Below are 26154 nucleotides of genomic sequence, written 5' to 3' on the forward strand. Positions count from 1 at the left end.
ATAAAAAAAGGAAATGCTCAAGCATTTCCTTTTTTTAAATCGAACAAAGCAATTTAGAAGTTTTCGGGGTTTTCTAATCGACGAACTTCTTGCACTTTCTCTGGATTATGTACAGCAGCAACACCATCATCCGCTTTGGTATCTATTAATGCTTCTGGGTTATATACCGTGATGGTTTCATTACCATGGATATCTTCACCCACAATATATTGGAAGCCCTTTTTATTCATTTTATGGCACATTCTTTGGTACCAACCTTTAAAGCCTTTGGTTTCTTCATTCGGATTGTAATAAAAAGCATTCATCACAGCAGGTAAACCTAGACCACACACGAGCCCCGACATTAATACCGCAATAAATGTATATCCAATCAAAATACTGCTGTATTCACTAAGTTCAGGAATATTGGCAACAGCAAGGATTAAGGCCAGTGAAATGCCTCCACGAACCCCACCCCACGATAAGATGGCAAGGCTACCGTTGTAACTTTTTTTGCGGAAACTTGGGAAGAATGCAAAAGATAAATAGTTTGCTGCAAAGCGCGATGCATGCAAAATAATAAACGCCACCATACCGCCTAAAATCAAACTGATACTTAAATCTAAGATAAATAACTCAAGACCTATCAGGGTAAATAAGAAGGAATTGATGATCCCTTCAACGGTATGCCAGAAATGATTAACTTCCCGAATTTCACGATCTTGAAGGATTTCTTTCCATTTATTGCCAACAATCAAACCACCGATGACGCATGCAATTGGTGCAGATGCATGTGCGAATAAAGCGACTAGATATGAACCACTTGCCAATAATGCTGTAGTTAAAATCAAGGATTCCATTTCATGTTTACCGCGGAGTAAACGTAAAATCCCTAAACCGAATGCCCAGCCAATAATGACTGCAACAACAATTTCATATAACAGTGTTTCAAGCGTACCAATGACGGTAAAATGTTCACCTTGCAAAACATTGAGTAAAGTCATAAACACAGCAATACACATGGCATCATTAAAGAGCGATTCGCCTTCTAATTTCACCATCAAATGATGTGGCGCACGCACCGAACTTAGTACACCTTTAACCCCAATTGGGTCAGTCGCACCTAAAGCAGCACCTAATAACAACAACACTAATAAATCAACATGATGACCAATTAAGAACTGATAACCATATAAAGCAACACCAAAAAACACCGCACAGAGCACCAAGGCTATACTGGCCAAAATACTGATCGGCTTCCAATGCAAACGTAAATCGGAAACTTTAAATTTCAAGGCAGATGAGGTCAAAATAAAACAAATCACGCCATTAATTAAAAAGTCATAAAAGTCGATATGACGAACTGCCTCTTCAATATTGTGCAAATTAATCGTCACAAATTGATTGCCATTGAGCAAACTTGCACCCCATTGCAAAATAAAGACAAAAATTGCAGAAACAATAGGAACACCTATGGCTTGTGGAAAGCCCAAGATACGTTTATTAAAAATCGTGGTTGCAATCGAAAGTGCAAAAATAACGGTAAAAACCTGTAGAAAAAAATAATTTCCCATTTTGTTCCCAATTTTGGTGCTGTGTTGCCTACAGAGTGAGATATAGGTATTTTTAAAATAAATACTAAATTATTTAGTATTTAAAAATAAAATATTCTAACGAATTTTATCTAAATTCCGTGTATCAATTCAGTTTTTTTCACATCTTTTATCAAGATCATTTAACATAGCAAGCCTGCATAGATTTTATGCATTTTCATCATCTACATGATTTCTCCTATGCATCAGACTATTAAAACTGTTTTTCGACTCTTTTTTGCTGCTGTGATTTTTATCATTACTGCGGCCCTGATCCTCACTTGCTATAGTAAGACACAGGAAATTTTACGTGCTGAGCACTATTTTAGTCAGGCAAAAACGATCTCACTGGATTCAACACCCAAAGAACAATTGGTTTTGGTCTCCAATAATGAATCACCCGATCGTGCGATATTTATCATGCTGGCGAATAATGGTTATCTTGCCAAAATGAATTGTGAAAACTATGCACAAGATATTTGTCTCGATGAATTTAATCAGCAACACACCCGACAAATTCAACACCTCGATTTACTGAAAATCGGACAATTTCAATATATCCAAAATGTGAGTTTCACCAATAGCCGCACTGGACAAAAAAAACAATTACGCTATAGCGATGCCCAATTAAAACAGTTCTATCAAAACGATATTTCAGGCCTTAAATATACTGTTTTTGGCGTGGCTTTATTTGCATTTGCCGCATTGTATGTCAGCTATCGTATTGTTCGAAACTTCAAATCATTTCTCAACAAATAAGCTTCAATCTATTTTTCAATGAAAAAAAGAGGATGTTTGCATCCCCTTTTTTTTGTTTTAAATGGCTTGATTAAAGGTATCGCAGCTATTGATATTGCCTGATTTTAATCCAGTCTGGAACCATTTCATACGTTGTTCGCTGGTGCCGTGCGTGAAACTGTCTGGTACCACTTGCCCAGTTGCACTTTTCTGTAAATAGTCATCACCAATCTTATGCGCAGCGTCCATCGCTTCTTCTACATCGCCCTGCTCTAAAAATTGGGTACGCTGTTGATTATGATGCGCCCAAATACCCGCAAAGCAGTCTGCTTGTAGTTCTTGCATAACCGAATAACGATTACCCTCAGCTTTAGATGCTTGCGCACGGGCCTGCTGGACTTGCTCAGAAATGCCTAAAATCGTTTGGATATGATGTCCAACTTCATGGGCAACCACATAGGCTTGCGCAAAATCACCCGCCTGATCTTGGCGACTCAATTCTGTTTGATTTTGTTCACCCGTAATGCCCATTTGCGTACGCATATCTTTAAAGAATGCAGTATCAATATAGACCTTCTGATCTGCTGGGCAATAAAACGGCCCCATTGCCGCTTGTGCTGTACCACAACCTGAATTGACCACACCATTAAACATAACCAATTTAGGCGCTTTATACTGAGCATTTAACTGTTCTTGAAAGACTTTATTCCACGTATCTTCAGTATCGGCCAAAACAGTGCCAACAAAATCCATCGCTTCTTGTTGTTCAGGTGTTGGATTATCCAAACCTTTGACTTCAGCCGTTTGACCCTGTGAAGTCACTTGTTTGGTCGCCTGATATGCTTGCTGCGGGTCTACACCAAAAAACTTCCACGCAACAAATGCCACAACCAAACCGAGAATACTGATCCCACCCGCTTTTGCACCGCCACCACCGCGACGGTCTTCTACATTTGAACTAACTCTTCGACCTTTCCAGCGCATAGTGATCTTCCTTATATAAAATAGTTGATATCCGTGCGTTTACAGATTAATCCTTTTGCGACTTTGGCCATACTTTTTGAACTAAAGACACGACGCACAGCACGATTAAACCTGCAATAAAACCTGTCACTAAATTGATTAAAGTCGGTGTTAATGCACCCACAATACTGCCAACTGTAGGAATATGTTCTGCATAATCTACAGAGCCTTCAATAAAATGGTGTAGCAAAGGCACACCATGGGTAATGATGCCACCACCCACTAAAAACATGGCAATCGTACCAACAATGGTCAATGTCTTCATCAACTTAGGTGCAAATGCTAACAAACCTTGTCCAACGGTCTTTTTAAATTGTGATGCTTGTTGAGTGAGATAAAGCCCTAAGTCATCAATTTTGACAATCATCGCGACAAAACCATAAACACCAACAGTCATTAAGATCGCAATCACCGAAAGCACCATGACCTTGGTCCCAAATGCCGCGGTTGCCACCGTACCCAATGAAATTACGACAATTTCAGCAGATAAAATAAAATCTGTGCGGATTGCACCTTTGACTTTTTCTTTCTCAAAAGTCACCAAATCCGTTTCAATTTGCGCCATCTCATCGCGAGCAACTTCTTCTGTTTTGGCTTTTTTATGATGCAAACTATGCAGGACTTTTTCCACGCCTTCATAACATAAAAACAAACCACCGATCATTAATAAAGGCGTGATTAACCACGGGGCGATTACACTAATCAATAAAGCAGCAGGCACCAAAATTAATTTATTAATAAAAGAACCCTTGGCCACAGACCAAACAACTGGAAGTTCACGATCCGAACGTACACCACTGACTTGTTGTGCATTCAGTGCTAAATCATCTCCAAGGACACCCGCTGTTTTTTTGGCTGCCATCTTACTCATGACAGCAACGTCATCCAGCACAGTTGCAATATCATCCAGTAAGATTAATAAGCTACTCGCCATTATTTTTATCCTTTAGGCATTTTTTAATATTCTAATTCTATTTAACGCTAAAATTGTATTTAGTTTTTTAATAATTAACAAAATATTCACCCATTTTTCAGTCAATTGTGCTGTGTCAGTAACAATCAAAAATAGAATGCCGTACAATGGTGACATTCTTTGAAAATCAGCCGTAGCTTTGACTACCACTTTGGAACAGATAATGAGTACTCAAGATAATCGTCCAGTGATTTTGACTGGCGACCGTCCGACTGGACAATTACATTTAGGTCATTTTGTAGGTTCTTTACGTTCACGTGTAGGTTTACAAGATTCGCATCATCAACATCTTCTTTTAGCTGATGCCCAAGCCTTAACTGATAATGCCGATAACTTCGAAAAAGTTCGTCGCAATATTATTGAAGTCGCAACCGATTATCTTGCTGTAGGAATTGATCCGACTAAAACCACGATTTGCGTTCAATCATGCTTACCAGCATTGAATGAATTGACCATGTTATATTTGAACTTTGTGACGGTTTCTCGCTTAGAGCGTAATCCAACCATCAAATCTGAGATTCAAATGCGTGGATTTGAGCGTGACATTCCTGCAGGTTTCTTATGCTATCCAGTAGCTCAAGCTGCCGACATTACTGCATTTAAAGCATCTGTCGTTCCAGTGGGCGAAGACCAAATTCCAATGATTGAACAAACCAATGAAATTGTTCGTCGTTTAAACCGTCAAATTGGTCGTGACGTACTACCTGAATGTAAAGCTCTACTTTCTAATGTAGGTCGCCTACCTGGTTTTGATGGTAAAGCAAAAATGTCCAAATCTTTGGGCAATACTATTGTGCTTGATGCGACTGATAAAGATATCAAAAAAGCCGTAAACGCAATGTATACCGATCCAAATCATTTACGTATTGAAGATCCAGGTCAAGTGGAAGGTAACGTGGTATTTACTTACCTTGATGCATTCGACCCAGATAAAGATGCTGTTGCGGAACTGAAAGAACACTATCGTCGTGGTGGCCTAGGCGATGGTACGGTGAAAAAGCGTCTTGAAGGTGTGCTAAAAGAGCTCATCGGCCCGATCCGTGAACGCCGTTTAGAATTGCAAAAAGATCCTGACTACATCATGGATATTTTAAAAACCGGTACCGATAAATGCCGTGATATTACCCAACAAACGTTGGATGAGATTAAATCTGGACTGGGTGTATTCCACTTCTAAATTTAAAAAATTCCATAAAATTAAGCCTTTCCAATGTGAAAGGCTTTTTTATAGGCACTTTTTGTGAAAGTATTCACAAAATCTCCTTAGTTTTAACGTTAGGTAACATCACTTAACGTGAACACCAATGAAATGACTGACCGTTCACTCTATTATCTATTTATGTTTTAGGAATACCTAAATTCATAACATTTCTCCTTTACCGAACCTGTGGAAACAGATTCGTTGTTATACGCAATGAACACCCCAATCATTGCGTATTTTTTTGTCTGAAAATTGGCAACTACCAATATCCAAAAGTCCACTATAAGCGGACTTTTCAATGAATACATCATTTTAAAAATGAATATAAATTAGTAACTGATGTTACGCAGTAACATCAGAAGCGCAATTTTCTTCAAATAAAAGAACGATACGCAGTAACGTCATCCGCAACTGTTCGAGGCAGGACTACTTCTAATCAAAAAAGTTTTTGCGATACTTTGAGTAATTTGACGCTAGTAAACGAGTTTTGCGGATGACAATGGTTTTGGGTACTTTTGCCGAAACAAAAGTACCTCCAGCCGAAGGCTAATCCCTTTATTCAAACCCTAGATGCAAGACTCCGTCGAATAGACTTAAAAAAATCATTTTAAAAATGCGTAATTACTTTTACGCGCGTAACATCAGTTAGTAATGAAATAAACGGTTATCTAATGGTAGTTCAATTCCAATTGACACTCCACCATCATTACCATTTAAATCTGAGTCACTTACCCAACCGTTAATTTTTAAAGGCATATCTGGACGTAAATAATGTGTCCAAGTTAAGTCTAGAGCTTTCAATTCATCTTTTTCAGGAAATGCTGCGTTGTTCAAAGCAGCACGCTCTGTTTCAGAAACTTTTGCAAACAGTACACGACCATTTAGACGGTTTAGTTGATCAATACGTATATTTCCACCCACTGAAACCATTTAAGCATCACCACCTAAGGCATGACCTAGTGGATAGCCATGTTGATAGTAGCCATCTGTATATATGTGGTGGTTATAAGAAATGCCTTTAGCATCACCATTGGTTCGAGTATCGACTCATTCAGTATAGAGTTGATAAGGCATATTTTTCACACTTGAAGAATAATCAACCCCAGCAAGATACATGCTTTTTGCAGGCAAACCACCTGCTTCATCTTCACCAATATATTGGCCATACAGACTGGCTGGAACTTGCAATAATGGTTGTAAATTCAAACGCGCATCAAAACCAGCCAATTGATTTGAGGGATTTCCTTCACCCGCGCAACCCGTATCTGTACATTCATTATCTTTGCCAATGAATGCATTCCAATACGCCTTAGCACTTCCTGGTTGCCCTTCCCCATCAATTTGGAAAGTACGTGAAGCCCCTAACTCAAGATATGGTAATGGCTGTGCTGTAAGTCTAAAACCAATTAAATTCGTATCTGGAACCGCAGCATAGTCATCTAATCGACCAGCAAAAGCTTGATACTGCCAAGGGCCGATCCAAGATAACCACGGTGTTTCAAAAGCATTCTGTTCTGCACGCTGTGCAGTAAAACCATACACAGGGCGACTCGCATCACCACGGATTAAACTACCGTCATGACCAGGCCCCCAATAAGTCGGAATCTGACCTGCAATTAACCATTGGTTCCAAAGCTTCCCGGCAATGTATGTGCCTTCTACATTTACATCTTGATCATTATTAATTTGTTGTTTATCTTCAGCATTTACACGTAAACGACCATCCCAATTTTCACCACCAACGTTCAGTTCAAGTGTACCTTGATACTGCGCTTTTTGATGATCACCAAAATTTTGCGGTAAATTATTTTTATCTGACTCAGCAAATAATTCGGCTTTTAATAGTGTATTTTCAGCAGTCAATTTATTTTGAATGTTTTGTAATACTTTTTGCTGTACAGATGTCGTCGCTTTTGCAGCAGATAAAGCGCGCTGTATTTCATCACCACTCATCGGCCATGTTGAGGTGCTAATTTGAATGACGCCTTGCTGATTTAATCAATTTAAATCTGCGCGTAATTCTTCATTATTTAATACAATCCCCTGAGCAAAAACAGGAACTGATAATCCAAACAGTACAGCAGCATAGAGTGACTTTCTTAAATACATGCTCTTTTTCTCAAGTTTAATTCACAGCCCACCTTAGATTTTTCAACTCATTTATTCAAGGGCGAAACTGTATCTACCCTAATTTTTTATCATTTCGATTAAAATGCTCAATAAAAGCACAAAATAAAAAACCCGCATTAAGCGGGTTTTTCATTTCAAAACTTAATTAGTTTTTATGATTAGTTTTTATGACGCATATGTGGGAACAAGATCACTTCACGAATACTTGCAGCATTGGCAAATAACATCACCAAACGGTCAATACCAATACCCTCACCCGCTGTAGGCGGTAAGCCGTATTCAAGCGCTTCAATGAAGTCTGCATCGTAATGCATTGCTTCATCATCGCCTGCATCTTTTTCGGCAACTTGAGCTTGGAAACGTTCAGCTTGATCAATTGGGTCATTTAACTCTGAGAAACCATTTGCCAACTCACGACCACCGATGAAGAATTCAAAACGATCGGTAATATGTGGATTATCATCATTACGACGTGCTAATGGTGAAGTTTCCGCAGGGTATTCTGTGATGAATGTCGGTTGACGAAGTTCAGTTTCAACAGTTTCTTCAAATACGATGGTTTGAAGTTTACCTAAACCAAAACCAGGTTTTACTTGCTCTTTCAGTTCATTTTTAACGAAGTTAGCAAGGAACTCACGGTCAGCCACATTTTCAGCAGTGAACGTTGGGTTGTGTTCAAGAATCGCATCAAACATCGAAATCTTCTTGAATGGACCTTTGAAGCTATACACTTCTTCACCATAAGGCACATCAGTCGAACCCAAGATGTCGATCGCCAATTTTTCAAGCATATTTTCAGTCAAAGCCATCAGGTCTTTGTAGTCTGCATACGCTTGGTAGAATTCGATCATGGTGAATTCTGGGTTATGACGTGTTGATACACCTTCGTTACGGAAGTTACGGTTAATTTCGAACACACGCTCAAAACCACCAACGACCAAACGTTTTAAGTAAAGCTCAGGTGCAATACGTAAGAATAAAGGCATATCCAAAGCGTTGTGATGAGTTTCGAATGGACGCGCAGACGCACCACCCGGAATCACATGCATCATTGGTGTTTCAACTTCCATGAAACGCTCATTGCTCAAATATGAACGAATACCTGACACCACTTTTGCACGAATTTCAAAAGTTTTACGTGTTTCTTCGTTCATGATGAGGTCTAAATAACGCTTACGGTATTTAACTTCAGTATCAGTCAAACCATGGAATTTGTCTGGAAGAGGACGAAGTGATTTAGTTAAAAGCTCAAAATGTTCAATATGAACATACAGGTCACCTTTACCAGAACGACCAATATAACCTTCAATGGCTATAATATCGCCCAAATCGAGTGCTTTAATAGTTGCAAGAACATCAGCATCCAACTCTTTACGTGGTACATAAAGTTGGATACGACCAGTCATATCTTGGATTACGATGAAAGAACCACGGTTCAACATCACACGACCAGCAACTTTTACATAAACCTTTTCGCCTGATTCAATTTCTTCTTTTGATTTTTCAGCGAATTGATCTTGTAGGTCTTGTGCATAGTGTTCACGCTTAAATGTGTTAGGCCACGGGCTAACACCTGTTTCCTTGGCGTGCTCTTTGATGTGCTCTAACTTGGCATGACGCTGTGCAATTAAATCGTTTTCGGAAATGGCTTGTTCAGAAGTCGATTGAGCGTTATGTTGCGTCATCTCTGTCTCAAATAGTTAAAAAACGGAAGTTGCATAGCATAGCAGATTTCCTTTGAATTGAGCAGTAAGCAATGCGCGCATTTTTTTAATAAGTAGAAATTTATCGAAGTAAGATGTTTTAATCGTTATACCTTCAGGTAGACATAGAACCTACCTTACAGATGTGCAGTAGATAAAAATTAAATACTCAAGCTCGAAAACCTACATTTTAATGATATCAGATGATAACTAAAAGCTTTAAAAATACTTGTAATTATCAATACATTAAAATATATATCAATAACTTAATTCAACCTTTTAATCTATTTTCTTTAAGACTAAAGTCTTTTAAATGCCTATAAATTAGACCAAAAGCTAAATTCTCTTTTTGACAATTCTATCTACAATGAAGTCATAAAATTGTTGAAAAATAAAATATTCAACACATCCAAAAATGTTTGAAAACAGTGTGTAGAAAAACAATGACTTCCTGCTTATCGAAAATTCTGTTTTTACATGGATTGGATTCTTCCCGTGAATCTACGAAGTTCCATGCCATCAATGCAAAACAAAAATTCTGCATTGAAGTGGACTATCGCAACTTAAATTTTCAAACTGTTGCGGATTTTTACCACGAGAGTATTGAAACCATTAAGCCCGATATCATCGTCGGGCATAGTCTCGGGGCATATTGGGCATTAAAAATGTCGCTGTTTCATCGCATTCCGTGTGTAATTGCCAACCCGAGCCTGCATCCAGACTTTCGCGACGACTACCCTGCAATCAATGAAATGGATTTGGATCACGATATTCCACAAATTGCCTATATCGAACGTGGTGATGAAATCTTAGATATGTATGAAGCAGAGCAACAACTCGAAGATTATATGCAAGTTCAAGTCATGGATGGCGGACACCATCGTCTACAATGCCCTGAAAATATTAATGATTTAATCCAGCATCTCGAATTAAACTACTTAAAAAAATAAATCATAATATTCATCATAAGCAGCAACGTCTTTTTTATCAGACATAAAAAAGCCTTGTCATAGACAAGGCTTTTTACATTTTAAAGCTGACGCTTAGGCAGCATCTGCTTCAGGACGTGTTTTATCATCTAAAACAGACCAGATATTTAAACCTAAATCTTTATGCAAGTCAGGCAAATCTAAGAAAATGCTTGCGCCTAAAACTTGGTGTTTACATTTTTCAGCCAATTGTTTCACTGCACGAAGCGTACCGCCCGTCGCCAATACGTCATCTACAATAATCACTTTTTGTGATTCGATTTCAGCTGACATTTCAAGACGATCTAAACCGTATTCAAGGCTATAACCCACACCGACAACTGGTGGTGGTAATTTTCCGGCTTTACGCACCAAGACCAAACCTTTACCTGTACGCTGAGCAAGTAAGCTTGCCAAAACAAAACCACGCGCTTCAACTGCAATAAAGCTATCTACTTCTGCCAATTGCTCAGCTGGAATACTTGCAATTAGGGCATCAGTTAACGATTCGATGTTATTCATAAATAACGGCGTAAGGTCAAAGAAGCAAATTCCTGGTTTTGGGAAATCTTGGACAGTACGAATGTTAGACCACAATGCCGCAGCAGTAGAATTACTCATAATAGGAGAAAATAAATTAAGGAAGGAATGTGTGAATTTTAACGCGATTTGAGAGAAAAGAACAGCTAACCCCCGACCAAAATGCATATTTAAGATACAGTAAATTTACATAAGCTATTGATTATTAATATTGTATTTATTTAAAAAATATCAAATATATATTTTCCTAATCATAAAATAAAAGATTTTAGAGTTTTTTTCTGCAAGACTTTAGTCTATGAAGATAGAAAAAGCGGTATTTAGAACCCAATTCACGGAAATGAATTCCAATATAGCTTTCAATAGGCATAAATATTGTCAGACAATTTTTCCCAGATCTGGGGTTTTTATGATATTTATTGTCCCTCACTGCCATTCTGCTTTTAATTTCACTCATTAAACTCTTAGCCACTTTACTTTATCGTTAGAACTGCGTAAAAATTTAGCATAAGAGTCTACTGTATAAGGTGATTTAACCTTAAGGAATAAACTTATACAGTTATGAAGTATTTACTGACTTAATTTTGTGTCAGTTTTTGGAGAATGGAATGAAAAAGTATCAGTGCATCGTTTGTGGATGGATTTATGACGAAGCAGAAGGCTGGCCACAAGACGGTATCGTGGCAGGAACGAAATGGGAAGATATCCCAGATGATTGGACTTGCCCAGACTGTGGCGTCTCAAAAGTAGATTTTGAAATGGTTGAAATCTAATAAATAGAATCTAAGACCATCATCGTTATGGTCTTTTTTTTGTCTTTAAAAAATATGAAATGTGTTTGGAGTTGAGTATGCACCCTATTGTCATTATTGGTTCTGGTATGGCGGGATATGCCGTTGCACGTGAATTTCGAAAGTTAAATACTGAACTAGAACTTATTATGATCTGTGCGGATGATGCCATTAACTACGCTAAACCGACATTATCCAATGCGCTCGTTGGTAATAAAACTCCTGAGCAAATCCCTCTAGGGGATGCCGAAAAAATGTCGGCTCAACTCAATATGCAAATCATCAATAAGAGTTGGGTTAAATCCATTGATGCAGCAAAACATGAGCTTACTATTGAAAGCCAAAATGGAACTCAAACACAACTATATTCAAAACTCGTTTTAGCAGTCGGCGCAAATCCAATTCGCTTAGCTATTTCGGGTGATGGCAGTGAAGACATTCACGTCGTCAACAATTTAGATCACTACAAAGCTTTCCGTAAACAGCTTGCAGCACGTGAAGATAAACGTGTGGTGATTTTAGGGGCAGGCTTGATTGGCTGTGAATTTGCCAACGACCTCCAAAATACTGGGGCGAAAGTATCGGTGGTCGATTTAGCTCCGCAACCTTTGGGTCGCCTACTGCCGTCTCATGTTGCAGCTAAATTCCAAAGCAATTTAGAAGAAACGGGTATTCAATTCGTTTTAGGTACGACAGTCGACAAAGTGTCACGTATTGAAAATGGTGACTATCAAGTGAGCCTTGCCAATGGTCAAAGCTTAGTGGCAGATGTTGTGTTGTCTGCGATTGGTCTACAGCCTGAGATTAACTTAGCAAAACAAGCCGGCATTCACACCAGCCGCGGTGTATTAACCAATAAAGGCTTAGAAACCAACTTGGCAGATATCTATGCTGTCGGTGACTGTGCTGAAGTTAATGGTACCCTTCTGCCATACGTGATGCCGATCATGCAACAAGCACGTGCTTTGGCAAAAACCCTCAATGGTGAACATACCGCTGTGCATTATCCAGCCATGCCTGTAGCTGTTAAAACACCTGCTGCACCTTTAACTGTCCTTCCTGCGCCAATTGATGTAGAAACCCAATGGGAAACAGAAGAGCTTGAAGATGGCATGATTGCCCGTGCGATTGATCAAGATGGCGTATTACGTGGATTTGTACTGCTCGGTGCAACTGCTGGGAAGCAACGCTTAACTTTGACTAAGCAGGTTCCGGACTTGATTCCCGCTTCAGTTTAAGGTTTAAATACAAGGACGTCCTGATAATAATAGACGTCCTTTTTAAAGGAAAATAACAATGAATAGTGCCCTTCAGTTTAATATTTCACCTTATGCCTCTTTTATGCATGAAACTCGCGTAGAGTTAGGCAATGGCATTGAACTTCATGTCGAGGTGGGTGGTCATCCTGAAGATCCTGCAATCTTACTGATTATGGGACTCGGCGCACAAATGTTGTATTGGCCCGATTTCTTTTGTAAGTCCCTAATAGACCAAGGTTACCGAGTTATTCGCTTTGATAATCGTGATATAGGTCTATCCAGTAAAATTCGTAACCCAGGTCCACGTCTTAACACCTTTAAACTGATGGGACGTTTTGCCTTAGGTCTAGAGAATCAAGGTGCGCCTTATGATCTATACGATATGGCAGACGATGTTGCACTGTTAATTGATCGTATGGGACTTGATAAAGTCCATATTTTAGGCGCTTCGATGGGCGGCATGATTGCTCAAATCGTGGCGGCACGCTATCCAGATAAAGTGCACAACTTAAGCTTACTTTTTACCAGTAACATCCACCCCTTACTTCCACCGCCATTTCCAAAGCAATTATTTAGTCTAATTGAAAAACCTGAATCTAACGATGAAGATGGCATTATTAACCATAGCCTGAAAGTTTTTAATATTATAGGCTCTCCAGGCTATATTAATCAGCTTGAAGCGATACAAACTGCACGTAAACTCTATAAACGGAGTTATTACCCAGCGGGTGTACTTCAACAGTTTTTAGCAATATTATGTACAGGTTCCCTGCTGCAGTTGGATAAACAAATTCAGCATAAAACCATTGTGGTTCATGGAGCTCGTGACCGTTTGCTGCCGCCAAGCCATGGTAAGGCCGTTGCAAAGGCTATTTCAGGTGCTAAATTTGAATTAATTGATGGAATGGGGCATGATATCCCACCGCATTTTATTCCATATCTTAGCGGTTTGTTTGCTGATCACTTTAAATCATAAATTAGGACACTATGGCTGCATTACCATCCTTAAGACAGCTGTCATATCTAGTAACACTGTCAGAAACGCTACACTTTACTGAAGCTGCGCGTCGTTCTTTTGTCACCCAGTCTACTTTGTCTGGCGGGATCATGGAACTTGAGCGTTTACTAGGTGGCGTATTGGTAGAACGCGACCGTCAAAACGTGCGTTTAACTCCTCTTGGCGAACAAGTTGTCGGACGAGCCCGAGTTCTATTGGCAGATGCGCAAGACCTAATGCGTTTAAGTCGTGAAATGAGCGAACCTCTAACGGGTGATTTACATCTAGGGGTCATTCCTACTATTGCGCCATTCTTACTTGCGCCATTATTAGAAGAAGTGCATAAGCAATTACCAAAAATTCAATTGCACTTACATGAAGCACAAAGTGAAAAAATTGTTGAGAAACTCGAGCACGGTAATCTAGATATTGTATTACTTGCCCTTCCTTTCGATACACGTAGCTTGAAAGTTGCAGAAGTAAACAAAGAAAAATTGTTCTTGGTGTACAACAAAACTGACCAAAATGCAGCTCAAGCAAAATCTTTAGACGACTTAGATTTATCTCGTTTAATGTTGCTTGAAGAAGGCCATTGCTTACGTGATCATGCTTTGAGTGCTTGCCCGATTGGTGAACGTAAAAATGACCACCGTTTAAAAGCAAGCTCATTGCCAACTTTGGTTGAAATGGTTTCCGCAGATTTAGGCTTTACCTTATTGCCTGAAATTGCAGTTCATACCAATATGATCAAAGCCAATGAAGATTTGGCTGTGAAAGAAATAGAAGCTAGTCCTACACGCACATTAGCATTGGTAACGCGTAAAAGTACGCCGCTTCAAAGTGAATTTGATGTATTGCTTCAAATCTTGCAGAAAATCACCAGTAATCTGCACTAATTCAATCCATGAATATTAAAGAGAGCCCTGTGCTCTCTTTTTTATTTTGCAGAAATGAATAATCCAGAAATAATAATATTGAGATGAATTTAAAATTGAAAATAAAAATATAGTATCTAGAAAAAAGAAAAGGCTAACCCAAATAGGTAGCCTGATAAGGTAATATATGACTTGATGTATATCTCAATTCATCGCCTCGATAATATCTTCACACTAGCCAGATAAGTAAGAAGATTAATACATCTTAGTAAAATATAACTTTCGTTAAAATCACTAGTTTCAGGTATTTTAGATAAAGTACGTCTGATTCATTTTCAAAGGGCTTTTTTCATAATTATGTTTTGTGCTATAAAATAACCATACATGAGAAATAAATCACATTATTTTAAATAGTCACTAATATTCATGTTTAAAATAACTAAGCAATAGGTGAATATTAACTCACATCAGAAACAGTTCAATTTATTAGTTGTCAAAATACTGCTTTCACATTTCATTTATTATTTTCAATTCGAATCGAAATCTGATGATTATTTAATCAATATTCTAAAAATAAAAACGAAAAAACTATAAATCTTTGCATTCAACATAATGAAAAACACAAAAAACCATACATTAATTAAATTCTATTATATCACAATAACTTAATTATACTTTGATGTATAAATCACTACTTCTAGGTATATTTTTCTAATTCACTTCCATGCACATTATGGAAATGCAATTTGATTAAAAATAATAAATGAGCGAAATGTATGATGAGTGAATTTTTATTACCAGTACCCGTTTTGATCATTGATCATCAATCAATGACTTCAAAAACAGTGCTGTTTAACATCTTAGGAGACCTCGGTTATCCTGAAGACCTCATTACATTTTCAGAAAATTTAGCAGATGCAGAACAACAAATTTTCAATCAATTGCCAAATTTAATCTTTTTAGTGGTCACGCAACAGTCTGATATCTCATTCATACATAAAATTAAGAAAATCTATCCTTCGAGCAATCTCATTATTTTAGTCAATGAACAGTCTGCCGATTTAACTTTACATGCGATTCAGTTAGGTGCAACTGCCTATATGTTGATTCAACAACCAATTGAAGACACTTATAACCAGCTGAAAACCATTTTAAGAGGTGGTGCTGCCCTGCACCCAACTTTTGCTAAATTTTTATTGAGTGAAACTTTTAGTCCGCAAAATGCAGCGCCGAAACAACTCAGTCTAAATCCAGCTGAATATCAAATTTTGGATATGGTCAGCCATAGTGCGACTCAAGAGCAGATGGTCAATGAATTAAAACTTTCAACGTATCAAATTGATGGTTTTGTCAAAAATATCTATAGAAAAATTTGTAGCTACAGCTAAATTTAGCTGAGATAAAGTATTCAAAAATAAATCTATACTTAAAAAATACCAAAGGGAGCATCTGCTCCCTTTATTTATAACCCACATCTATTTAAATGCATCTAAAAGCACATGCTGTGAATTATGTGCCTCCTCTCCCTCTTGAACATGGGTACGAATCCAACGACCATCACTTTGGAGCAACCAAGCTTGCTGATTATCTTTTAGATAATTCACTAAACCTAATTGATAAATACGCTTTTTCAAGGCGGGATCCTCAATTGGGAAACAAGCTTCCACACGGTTAAATAAATTACGATCCATCCAGTCTGCACTTGAACAGTAAATCCGAGCATCGCCATTATTACTGAAATAATATACTCGGGTATGTTCTAAGAAACGGCCAACAATAGAACGTACGCGAATATTTTCAGACAGCCCCGGTAATCCCGGACGCAAACAACAAATAGAACGAATAATTAAATCAATCTGTACACCCGCTTGTGACGCTTCATACAGTTTATTGATCAACTGAACTTCAGTTAATGCATTAACCTTGACAATGATTTGCGCAGGCTTACCTGCTTTAGCATTAGCAATTTCATTATCAATATAATTAATCAGTTGAGCATGTAAGGTAAATGGCGCATGCAGCAGTTTTTTCAACTTCGCCATTTTTCCCATACCAGTCAGCTCTTGGAAAATACGATGTACATCCTCACAGAGTTCTTTATCGGTAGTTAACAGACCATAATCGGTGTAGATACGCGCATTGCCCGCGTGATAGTTACCCGTACCTAAATGTACATAACGCACCAATTTATTATTTTCACGGCGTACCACCAAAATCATTTTGGCATGGGTCTTATAGCCCACGATGCCATACACCACCACTGCACCCGCTTCTTGTAATACATTGGCTACAGCAATATTTGATTCTTCATCAAATCGTGCACGAAGCTCAATTACTGCGGTGACTTCTTTGCCATTACGTGCAGCTTCTGCTAAAACTTGCACAATTTCAGAGTCTGCACCACTTCGATAAAGCGTTTGTTTAATGGCCAAAACTTGCGGATCACGTGCAGCTTCGCGCAGTAAATTAATTACCGGTGCGAATGATTCAAAGGGATGGTGCAGCAAAATATCTTGCTTTTGCATCGCACTAAAGATGTTTTCAGACTTCTTGAGTACTTTCGGAATAACCGGAATATGTGCGTCATAACGTAAATGTGGACGTTTAAAGTTTGACAGTAAACGTGCAAGGTTAACTGGCCCATCTACTTTATAGAGTTGCTCTTCTTCTAAATCAAACTCATCAAGCAAATATTCATAAATATGCTGCGGACAATTTTCTGTCACTTCCAAGCGAACAGCACGACCAAAACGACGTGAATTCAACTCACCTTTCAGGGCTTTAGCCAAATCTTCAACATCTTCATTCAAAGCCAAATCGGCATTACGCGTCACGCGGAATTGGTAGCAACCCGTCGCCGTCATACCGGGGAACAAGTCAGAGACATGTTCATGAATAATTGCCGATAGCATCACGTGATGTTCTTTTCCACCGGTTAATTCATCAGGGAGTCGAACGACACGTGGCAGCGAACGCGGTGCAGGTACAACGGCTAAGTCAATCTGACGACCAAACGCATCCTTCCCTTCTAAAGTCACAATAAAGTTCAGCGACTTATTCACCAAGCGAGGGAATGGATGTGCAGGATCTAAGCTAATTGGCGTTAAGACCGGAGCAACTTGTTCTTGGAAATACTTTTTTACCCATGCCGACTGTGCAGGGGTTAATTCACCACGACGTAAGAAGCAAATGTCTTCTTCACGCAGTTTAGGTAATATTTCTTGATTTAAAATACGATACTGGCGCTCTATTGCCGCATGCGCAGTCGCAGAAATTTCATCTAATACTTGTTTCGGTGTCAAACCATCTGGACTACGGCTTTCATTGCCCAAGTCTAGCTGTTCCATCATTCCCGCAACACGAATCTCAAAAAATTCATCTAAGTTGCGCGAAAAGATCAGCAAGAAATTCATGCGTTCAAGTAAAGGGTGTATCGGATCAACCGCTTGTTCGAGCACACGCAGATGAAAGTCGAGAATCGATAACTCTCGATTGATATAACGATCATTATAAGTATATTCAGTTGGTACTTGCGCGACTTCAGCTGCGGTATTCATTTCAAACCCATATTAAAAAATGTGTGCTGTACTCAGTTTAGTATGCTTCAAATTTGTGACAATTTCATAAAAAAAGCCCATTAATATGAGCTTTTTGTTGTAATTCAAATCGCTGCCATGCCATTTGACGAGTGTTTAGATCGTTCTTAATCTGGGATATGGCTATAACGCATATATTTTTGGATCATGCGCTTACGATAATTTAGCTTACGATCTTGTCGATTTTCATCATAATATTTTGGATTGGGTAAAATAGCCGCAATAAATGCCGCTTGCTCTCGGCTCAAACTCCGTGAACTTTTACCAAAATAGTGCTGTGTTGCAGCTTCGACGCCATAGATGTTATCCCCAAACTCAACCGAGTTGAGATATACCTCTAAAATTCGTTGCTTCGTCCACATACGTTCCATCATCCATGTTGCAACAGCTTCCTGCCCTTTTCGGATAAATGAACGCTTATTATATAAAAATAAGTTTTTTGCCAATTGCTGAGAAATGGTAGATCCACCTGCAACCACTTTGCCTTTATCTTTATTGCGCTCTAAGGCATTTTGCATACCCTCCCAATCAAAACCTTTGTGTTGTAAAAACTTGCCATCTTCCGCGGCAACAACTGCATGTTTGACATAATCACTGATTTGGTCGTAATCACGCCATTCGTGTTTAATCGGTTTGGAGGGCTCAGACCAATAATCTAATCGCATCATCATTGTCGATTCCACAGGATGTGTACGCCACCACACCAGACTACCAAAGATCCAAAGCTGCACCAAAAGCACAAGACTGACAAGAATTAACAATGTACGAACAATAAAGGCTTTCATGTCAGTGTGTTACTCCAGAAATTCTGTTTTTTCATGTTAAGCTTATTTTTAAATATTTTGACACAGTACAAGAATAGCATGTCTGAACTCAGCCCTCCTGCTGTATCAACCCGTAAGCTGCAAATCCAACTGTGGTGGATCACAGCACTCTTAATTACCATCAATGTTGGACTCTTTGGCTGGCAAGTGTTGCATGGAATGAACGTAAGCCAACCCGACACACTGGATGCTTTGCGTTGGGGTGCTGATTATGCACCTTTAACCTTTTTAGAGGAACCCATCCGCTTATTCAGCAGTATGTTTTTTCATTTTGGCCTGATTCACCTGATGTTGAATATGTGGGCTTTGTATATTTTTGGCAGTGTTGCCGAGCAAATGTTAGGTCGTTTCTACTTCCTCGGCCTGTATGTTTTAGCCGGACTGATGGGAAGTTTGTTGAGTGGGTATTTAACCATTCAAGATAGCTATGCATTATTGGCCGAAGGTGCAGCCAATCAGCAGCTTTTCCCGAGTATTGGTGCAGGCGCATCGGGTGCAGTGATGGGACTGGGTGCCGCGTTGACGATTATTTCGCTGCTCCCCATGTTACCTAAACAGCAATTTTATCTGGATAAAAAAACTTTATTAATGGTGATGGGAATTAACCTCGCGATGGGCTTTATGATTAGTGGAATTAATAATGCCGCGCATATTGGCGGCATGTTGATGGGCGCTGCCTTGGCTTTCATTTGGTATGTGGGACAAAAAGTACATCAATCCCTAATCATTCAAATGATCGGTCTAATCGCCGCAACTGTCGGATGCTATCTGTTTTATCTACATTGCCAACAATTAATCCAACCGATATTACCGCTTTGGGAACACTTTATCCTGCTGATGAAGCAATCTCTCGCAGCACGTTAAACAGTGGAATGAACCCTGTGGCTATCAACACAGATATGTTGAAAACACATCAAATCATGTCTAAACCTGAACTGCGCACTGGGTTCCTGCTCCACTCTTAACTTGCTCGGCTGTTAAACATCTCCCCCCTTAACTATTCAGTTCACGCAAACTTTCTAAGGGTGGGATGTCGCAAAGATAACTTAAGCGATAACGTCCAATCAATGTACAGACTAAGGTCATGACCAGTGGGAGGATCAACCAAATTTCTGCATGTAGCTGGATGACCAGTTCCATTTTATAACTGACAATCGCACTGATTACTTCGGCAAAAATACACGCCACGACACCTGAAATTAGCCCCATCAAACCAACTTCCAAACTGAGCATCGACTTTAGCTTTTGCTTGGAACTGCCGAAGGAACGCAGTAATGCCACTTCTTTTTTACGTTCATCCATAAATAAATTCAAACATGCAACCAAGACCAAAATGCCTGAAATACTGACCAACAGCGCCAAGATGGTAATAATCTGAACCAATACGCTGACGATGCGTTTGATCTCATCCAAAATCAGACTGACATCAATAAACACGGTATTCGAAAACTGCTGAATTAGACCAATTAACTGATTTTTATCTTGCGGTGGAACATAGAAACTCCCCAAATAGCTGCCGGCATTTTCATCCATGGTTTGGGGAGAGAAAATAAAGAAGAAATTTGGACTAAAGCTTTCCCACTCCACACTGCGAAGGTTGATCACCTTGGCTTGTAAAATCCCTTCAGGAAGGCTAAAACTCAGTCGATCTCCAATTTGAATACCCAGTTCTTGTGCGGTTTTCACTTCTACCGATACTTCATTGACCTGTTGAAACTGCTGATTGCCCGCGATGATTTGATTATCTTTTGGAAAAGTTGCAGCCTGTGTGAGATTCAATTCACGGCGTAATGAATTATTGCTTTTAATTAAGGCATCCGAAAAAGGGAGATCATTTTTGGCAACTAAACGCCCACGAATATTCGGGTACATCGGCGTCCCTTGCCAACCATGCAGCTTGAGTTGTTGATTAAAATCCTGTAACTCAAATGGCGGTAATCCATAGACAAATTGGTTAGGTGTTCCTTGTGGCAATTGTTGTTGCCAACGTTCCAGCAAATCCGTGCGCAATACCGCTAAAACCGTGATCAGACTTAGACCCAATGCTAATGCGGTAATTTGAAATGCCGTTTGATACGGTGTGCGTAAATACGCTGAGATTTTCGTCCCCCAACTTTTCAAAGCCTTTAAACTGAGCCAGACCATCATATATAGGCCAACACACAGAAAGATGATGGCGCAAATCAGCCACAGGGTGAGTTGTAAATTTTCAGTTAATACCCCACAAAACACCACCAAACTGAGTGTGCCGAAACTGAGCATCCAAAGTATGGAACGTACAGAACGCTCTTGTTGTCGTATCACCCGTGCTGGCGGCGTCCCTAATAATTGCCAAAGACTGGGAAGAACAAATCCTAATAGCACAATCGCACTGGTGAATATTGCAATTGGAAGCGGGCCAAGCAGCATGGAAAGGGCTGAAAACTCTAATTGTAAATTTGGAATCAACTGTAGCATCAGTTGCAATAAGCCATAACCCAATCCCAGACCAATCAAACTTCCAAACAGGATTGAAAGCCCGAGTACAACCAATAGTAAAGCCAAATAAGCACTTAATATTTGCTGTTTGGTCGATCCAATACAGCGCATCAGTGCAATGGCATCCTGATTTTGTTGTACATAGCGCTGGCTGGTTAATGCGATGGCGATGCCACAAAGTAGAATGGTTAAAATATTCGCCAGTTGTAAAAACGTTTCTAGGTTGGCTATCGGCTTCATCAAGCGGGTATTGCCTTCACTGGCATTTCTCAGTTTTAAACTGCTTTGAGCCGCATCTTGAACCTGCGCATGATCTGATTTAGCAGTACGGTTTTCGCTTTGATCGCCAAATTTCTGCTTATACAGTTTTTCAAATCGCTGGGTATTTTGTGCATCTCCAGCCATTAACAGGCGATATTCAATCCGGCTTCCTACTTGGATGGCATTGGTTCTCGCCACCTCAGACTGCGCAATCATAACCGTCGGTGAAAAACCACTGAAGCCAAGCTCTTGATTGGTATCATGAATGATTTTGGCACTGACTTGAAAAGCAGCATCGGCAATATTGATCTGATCTCCAACCTTTACACCCAATAAATCCATGGCACGCGGACTTAACCAGACCTCACCTGCTTGTATGGACCGGTTTAGTTTCGGCTCTGTTTCAAGTTCACCTCGTAATGGAAATGCAGCATCAACGGCTTTGACATTGACCATGACAAATTGCTGATCGGTGTGCGCCATGCTGCTAAATAGCGTGACATTCGAATGTTTTAATTGCTGTGCTTTGGCTTGTTGTTGCCACTCTTGTGGAATTGGTTCATTGGCTGTCAGCGCCAAATCTGCTGCCAACATTTCAGCAGCTTGTAGCGCTACTGCATTTTGAATTTGTACATTGCTAAACTTTAAAGCAGTGGTGGCACTGATCGCCAAGGTTAGTGCGATCAATAATAAATACACACCCGTAGTTTTAAAACTCAGCTGTAAGAGTGGTCGAAACAATGCCAAAAGATTCATGTAGCATCTCCTGTTCGATGCTCAATTAATTGACCATTGACCAATTCAAAATGGCGCTGACATTGACGGGCCAAATCGGCATCATGCGTCACTAATACCAAAGTGGTTCCCATTTCACGATTTAACTGAAATAACAGTTGTTCAATTTCCTGTGCCGTTGCACTATCTAAATTACCTGTCGGTTCATCTGCAAAGATCAGATCGGGTTCACTCACCAAAGCACGGGCAATCGCAACCCGTTGCTGCTCACCACCCGATAAAACTTTGGGAGCTTGTTGCGCTTGACGTTCTAATCCAACCTTTGCTAACAGTTTTAATGCTTTTTCTTCGGCGGCTTTGACCTGAAAATTTGCTTGTAGCCGTAGCGGCAGCATGACATTTTCCAATGCCGTTAAATGTGGCAACAACTGGAAAGACTGAAAGACAAAACCAATATGGGCCAAACGAACTTGAGCACGCTGTTCTTCATTTAATAGATGAATGTCTTGACCACAGACCCGTAACAGTCCAGAACTGGCTTGATCTAAGGTCGCCAAAATCCCCAACAAGGTGGATTTACCTGAACCAGAACGACCAGTGATCGCAACTTGTTCCCCTGCAAAGATTTCAAGATCGAGTTGTTCAAAGATCGATAACTGTTTTTGTGGAAGTTGTATCTTTTGTGTCAATTGCTGTGCAGAAATAATCGCCTGTGGCATGATGTCAACATCTGTCGTAAGTTGGGTCATATCTTCCCTATATGCAAAATCGCATTCAAAATAATCGTCTATTGAGTTACTTGCTGGCTATTGCACTGATGTTCTGCCCGATGCTGCTCTCTGCCAAAACCATTATGATTTTGGGCGATAGCTTAAGTGCAGGTTATGGTGTTTCAGTGCAGCAAGGTTGGGTCCACTTATTACAAAAACGTCTAGACCAACAGTATCCGAAACAACATAAAGTGGTCAATGCAAGTGTCAGCGGTGAAACCACCAGTGGTGCTTTGGCACGACTGCCTAAACTGTTGCAAACTCATCGTCCAGACCTTGTGGTGATTGAGTTAGGTGGTAATGATGGTTTACGCGGACAGCCCCCTGCACAAATTCAAAAAAATTTAGCGCAGCTGATTCAAAAAAGCCAACAGGCCAAATCGAAAGTCATTTTATTTGGAATGAAAATTCCACCGAATTATGGCAAGGCATATAGCCAAGCTTTTGAAAATAACTATCAAGTGTTGAGCCAACAGTACAAAGTCAAATTATTGCCTTTCTTTATGCAAGGGGTTGCGGGACATAAAAACTTAATGCAACAAGATCAGATCCACCCGAATGCCAAAGCGCAAACAATTTTGCTGAACAATGCTTATCCATTGATCAAAGCAAGTTTATAAATTTAGTTGGTGAAAATCGGTTCATAAAAAAGGCGCTTCATTTGAGCGCCTTTTTTAATATCTTGTCTTTACTGTAATTTGCTTAGAAATCGTAGAAGCTTACTTCACCTGTTTCGAGTGAATACTCAGCGCCCACCACTTTTAATTTGCCTTGCGCAATTAAGTTTTCGAGGACTGCTGAACCATGACGCAGTTGATTCACTGATGCAAAAACGTTTGAACGTACTGCATGCATTGAAAGTTTTTCAAGGTCATCTTTCAATTCAGTTTGCATGAGTATTTCTACAGATGGACGAACGCGGTTCACAATCGACATCAAGTTTGCTGATGGTGGTGTCGCAGGATTAGTTAAAGCTTCAATTGTAGAATGAATCGCGCCACAGTGTGTATGACCCAATACAATGACCACAGGACATCCAAAGCTTTCTGCTGCAAATTCCACGCTACCGACTTGAGACGGTGCCACAATATTACCTGCAACACGAATCACGAATAAATCGCCTAAGCCTTGGTCAAATACCATTTCAGCAGGAACACGTGAGTCTGAACACCCTAAAATAATCGCAAAAGGTTCTTGGCTTTCGGCCATTTCAGCACGTTGTTGATGCGTCAAAAGCTTCGGGTGATTCGTTTCACCGTTTACAAAACGTTGATTCCCTTTCTTTAAACGATCTAAAGCTTCTGCTGCTGCTAGCATGTTCTAATTACCCTTATCCGAAGTTGCAATATTTTAATCCCAGTCGAATCGATTGTCACTTGCAAAAACAATTGCTGTGAATTTTTTCTACGACGATGCATCTTGATAGAAAATGCTAGTCTACATTCATCAAAAAAAAATATTTTTTCTGTAATGGTTCACATTATTAAAACGCAAGTTTAACCACGTCAAAAAAGCAATGGATGACAAAGGTCATTTTTAATTTACAATATATTTCATAAATATACGCTTTTGCTATTTCAGCCCATTCTGATAATAGTCATATAAATGATCTAAAAAATATATCGATTCGATTTAACTGGGGTAAACGTCAATGAAAGGACATCATTCACGCATTTTTGGCTTTTTCAAGCTAGCAACAATTTGCTGTATGACGTTTACTGCCAACAACACTTTGGCTGCAAATCCGTCTCCCATCAGCAAAAACCTGGCTGTACCCTCTATCGTGCAAAACTATTTGAGCCAAGAGCGTAAAGCGGCTGGTTTAGTCACACACAGTGTTCAAGTCGGGAATGTGAATTGGAGTTATAGCGAAGGCGGTCAACGCTCTAAACCTACCATCTTGCTGATTCATGGTTTAGGTGGCACACGTGATAATTGGAATCGTGTTGCGCATTATTTAACACCGAACTATCACGTGATTATCCCCGACCTACCGGCCAATGGCGATACGCATGTGCCGGTCGATTTTGATGTCTCAGTGCCGAATGTCACGGAACAACTACGCCAGTTTGTCCTTAAAATAGATATTGAAGATAAACTGAATGTCGCAGGTCACTCATTGGGTGGTTCCATTGCCACGGTATATGCCTCTCAATATCCCTTTGATACCCAAAGCCTATTTTTACTCAACAGCGCGGGCATTTATAAACAGGCCAATACCAGTTATACCCGTGACCCGTATAAACTTAAAAATTTAATCGTTTCAAAACCGGGGGATTTAGATGATGTTATGCATAAACTCATGCAGAATCCGCCTAATGTTCCGACACAGCTTAAAGAAGCGCAGGAAAATATCTTAATTGCGCGTGCGCCCTTCACCAGTAAAATGATCGATCAAGTCGTCACGCTCAATCGAATCTACACCCCTGAAACTTTTGCTCGTTTAACCCGAACGGTGGAAGCCCCAACCCTGATCCTTTGGGGCAAACAAGATAAAATCTTTAATGTTGAAGTGGCTAGCGAACTCAAGTCTTTACTGAAACGTGCGGAAACCCCAGTGATTTTAAATAACGTCGGTCATATGCCAATCTTAGAAGCCGAACAACAAGTTGCAGACCATTACTTGCCTTTCCTTGCGAAAAGTCAAAAGTTTAAAAACCCTTTGGTAGATAAACTGATTCAGTTAAACTGAGCATTCGCCATTTTTAGATCCCCATCACT

General features: G+C 39.6%; 21 protein-coding genes and 1 pseudogene. 11 read left to right on the top strand and 11 right to left on the bottom strand.

The window, feature by feature from the left end:
- Window positions 1-53: 53 nt before the first annotated feature.
- Window positions 54-1553: a sodium:proton antiporter gene (locus tag FTT94_RS00745; RefSeq protein WP_078189922.1), complete on the bottom strand. Its 1500-nt coding sequence runs from the start codon at window positions 1551-1553 to the stop codon at window positions 54-56.
- A 219-nt stretch (window positions 1554-1772) separates the two neighbouring features.
- Between FTT94_RS00745 and FTT94_RS00750 the strand changes: the two genes are divergently transcribed.
- Window positions 1773-2330: a hypothetical protein gene (locus FTT94_RS00750; protein WP_180092191.1), complete on the top strand. Its 558-nt coding sequence runs from the start codon at window positions 1773-1775 to the stop codon at window positions 2328-2330.
- A gap of 57 nt (window positions 2331-2387) precedes the next feature.
- On the opposite strand, the gene FTT94_RS00755 is transcribed toward FTT94_RS00750, so the two are convergent.
- Both FTT94_RS00755 and FTT94_RS00760 read right to left on the bottom strand, forming a co-directional pair.
- Window positions 2388-3293, bottom strand: a complete 906-nt coding sequence (locus FTT94_RS00755) for a neutral zinc metallopeptidase (protein WP_078193008.1) — start codon at window positions 3291-3293, stop codon at window positions 2388-2390.
- 46 nt (window positions 3294-3339) lie between these two features.
- The gene (locus FTT94_RS00760) at window positions 3340-4266 is read right to left on the bottom strand and encodes a DUF808 domain-containing protein (RefSeq protein WP_180170041.1); all 927 of its coding nucleotides are present in this window, start codon (window positions 4264-4266) and stop codon (window positions 3340-3342) included.
- A 202-nt stretch (window positions 4267-4468) separates the two neighbouring features.
- On the opposite strand from FTT94_RS00760, the gene trpS reads away from it, so the two are divergent.
- On the top strand, window positions 4469-5482 hold the full coding sequence (gene trpS, locus FTT94_RS00765; RefSeq protein ID WP_180007457.1) for a tryptophan--tRNA ligase: 1014 nt from the start codon (window positions 4469-4471) through the stop codon (window positions 5480-5482).
- Between the two features lie 669 nt (window positions 5483-6151).
- Here trpS and FTT94_RS00770 read toward each other — a convergent pair.
- Window positions 6152-7615 (bottom strand): annotated as a pseudogene (locus FTT94_RS00770) (capsule assembly Wzi family protein).
- A gap of 179 nt (window positions 7616-7794) precedes the next feature.
- On the bottom strand, window positions 7795-9321 hold the full coding sequence (lysS, locus tag FTT94_RS00775; RefSeq protein ID WP_180170042.1) for a lysine--tRNA ligase: 1527 nt from the start codon (window positions 9319-9321) through the stop codon (window positions 7795-7797).
- 461 nt (window positions 9322-9782) lie between these two features.
- On the opposite strand from lysS, the gene FTT94_RS00780 reads away from it, so the two are divergent.
- Window positions 9783-10289 (top strand): YqiA/YcfP family alpha/beta fold hydrolase, encoded by a 507-nt coding sequence (locus tag FTT94_RS00780; protein ID WP_078193013.1) that lies wholly within the window; start codon window positions 9783-9785, stop codon window positions 10287-10289.
- A 93-nt stretch (window positions 10290-10382) separates the two neighbouring features.
- On the opposite strand, the gene FTT94_RS00785 is transcribed toward FTT94_RS00780, so the two are convergent.
- Window positions 10383-10928, bottom strand: a complete 546-nt coding sequence (locus FTT94_RS00785) for an adenine phosphoribosyltransferase (protein WP_078189930.1) — start codon at window positions 10926-10928, stop codon at window positions 10383-10385.
- A gap of 527 nt (window positions 10929-11455) precedes the next feature.
- Here FTT94_RS00785 and rubA point away from each other — a divergent pair.
- From rubA to FTT94_RS00810, 5 genes are all read left to right on the top strand, one after another.
- Window positions 11456-11620, top strand: coding sequence for a rubredoxin RubA (gene rubA / locus FTT94_RS00790; RefSeq protein WP_005179369.1), 165 nt, complete (start codon window positions 11456-11458; stop codon window positions 11618-11620).
- Between the two features lie 77 nt (window positions 11621-11697).
- Window positions 11698-12876 (top strand): NAD(P)/FAD-dependent oxidoreductase, encoded by a 1179-nt coding sequence (locus FTT94_RS00795; RefSeq protein WP_180024096.1) that lies wholly within the window; start codon window positions 11698-11700, stop codon window positions 12874-12876.
- 58 nt (window positions 12877-12934) lie between these two features.
- Complete coding sequence (locus tag FTT94_RS00800) at window positions 12935-13873, top strand: alpha/beta fold hydrolase (RefSeq protein WP_218948613.1); 939 nt, start codon at window positions 12935-12937, stop codon at window positions 13871-13873.
- 11 nt (window positions 13874-13884) lie between these two features.
- Window positions 13885-14790 (top strand): LysR family transcriptional regulator OxyR, encoded by a 906-nt coding sequence (oxyR, locus tag FTT94_RS00805; protein ID WP_168379234.1) that lies wholly within the window; start codon window positions 13885-13887, stop codon window positions 14788-14790.
- 755 nt (window positions 14791-15545) lie between these two features.
- A complete protein-coding gene (locus FTT94_RS00810; RefSeq protein ID WP_078189934.1) occupies window positions 15546-16157 on the top strand; it encodes a response regulator transcription factor in 612 nt (203 codons plus the stop codon).
- 87 nt (window positions 16158-16244) lie between these two features.
- On the opposite strand, the gene ppk1 is transcribed toward FTT94_RS00810, so the two are convergent.
- Together ppk1 and mtgA are read right to left on the bottom strand one after the other, a co-directional pair.
- Window positions 16245-18326, bottom strand: coding sequence for a polyphosphate kinase 1 (ppk1, locus tag FTT94_RS00815; protein WP_078189935.1), 2082 nt, complete (start codon window positions 18324-18326; stop codon window positions 16245-16247).
- Between the two features lie 146 nt (window positions 18327-18472).
- Window positions 18473-19150, bottom strand: a complete 678-nt coding sequence (mtgA, locus tag FTT94_RS00820) for a monofunctional biosynthetic peptidoglycan transglycosylase (RefSeq protein WP_078193019.1) — start codon at window positions 19148-19150, stop codon at window positions 18473-18475.
- A 78-nt stretch (window positions 19151-19228) separates the two neighbouring features.
- Here mtgA and FTT94_RS00825 point away from each other — a divergent pair, with 78 nt between their 5' ends.
- The gene (locus tag FTT94_RS00825) at window positions 19229-20053 is read left to right on the top strand and encodes a rhomboid family intramembrane serine protease (protein ID WP_180041178.1); all 825 of its coding nucleotides are present in this window, start codon (window positions 19229-19231) and stop codon (window positions 20051-20053) included.
- A gap of 129 nt (window positions 20054-20182) precedes the next feature.
- Here the strand turns inward: FTT94_RS00825 and FTT94_RS00830 are convergent, their stop codons facing one another.
- The gene (locus FTT94_RS00830; RefSeq protein WP_180170043.1) at window positions 20183-22684 is read right to left on the bottom strand and encodes an ABC transporter permease; all 2502 of its coding nucleotides are present in this window, start codon (window positions 22682-22684) and stop codon (window positions 20183-20185) included.
- A complete protein-coding gene (locus tag FTT94_RS00835; RefSeq protein ID WP_180108911.1) occupies window positions 22681-23412 on the bottom strand; it encodes an ABC transporter ATP-binding protein in 732 nt (243 codons plus the stop codon). Before FTT94_RS00835 ends, FTT94_RS00830 begins: the two co-directional genes overlap by 4 nt.
- An 11-nt stretch (window positions 23413-23423) precedes the next feature.
- On the opposite strand from FTT94_RS00835, the gene FTT94_RS00840 reads away from it, so the two are divergent.
- Window positions 23424-24053 (top strand): arylesterase, encoded by a 630-nt coding sequence (locus FTT94_RS00840; RefSeq protein ID WP_078193022.1) that lies wholly within the window; start codon window positions 23424-23426, stop codon window positions 24051-24053.
- Between the two features lie 82 nt (window positions 24054-24135).
- On the opposite strand, the gene FTT94_RS00845 is transcribed toward FTT94_RS00840, so the two are convergent.
- Window positions 24136-24750 carry a carbonic anhydrase gene (locus FTT94_RS00845; protein ID WP_078189941.1) on the bottom strand — a complete coding sequence of 205 codons (615 nt, stop codon included), beginning with the start codon at window positions 24748-24750 and terminating at the stop codon, window positions 24136-24138.
- 334 nt (window positions 24751-25084) lie between these two features.
- On the opposite strand from FTT94_RS00845, the gene FTT94_RS00850 reads away from it, so the two are divergent.
- Window positions 25085-26125: an alpha/beta fold hydrolase gene (locus FTT94_RS00850; RefSeq protein ID WP_373685357.1), complete on the top strand. Its 1041-nt coding sequence runs from the start codon at window positions 25085-25087 to the stop codon at window positions 26123-26125.
- Window positions 26126-26154 lie beyond the last annotated feature (29 nt).

This window comes from Acinetobacter sp. YH12027 (assembly GCF_013420085.1).
GTDB lineage: Bacteria > Pseudomonadota > Gammaproteobacteria > Pseudomonadales > Moraxellaceae > Acinetobacter > Acinetobacter amyesii.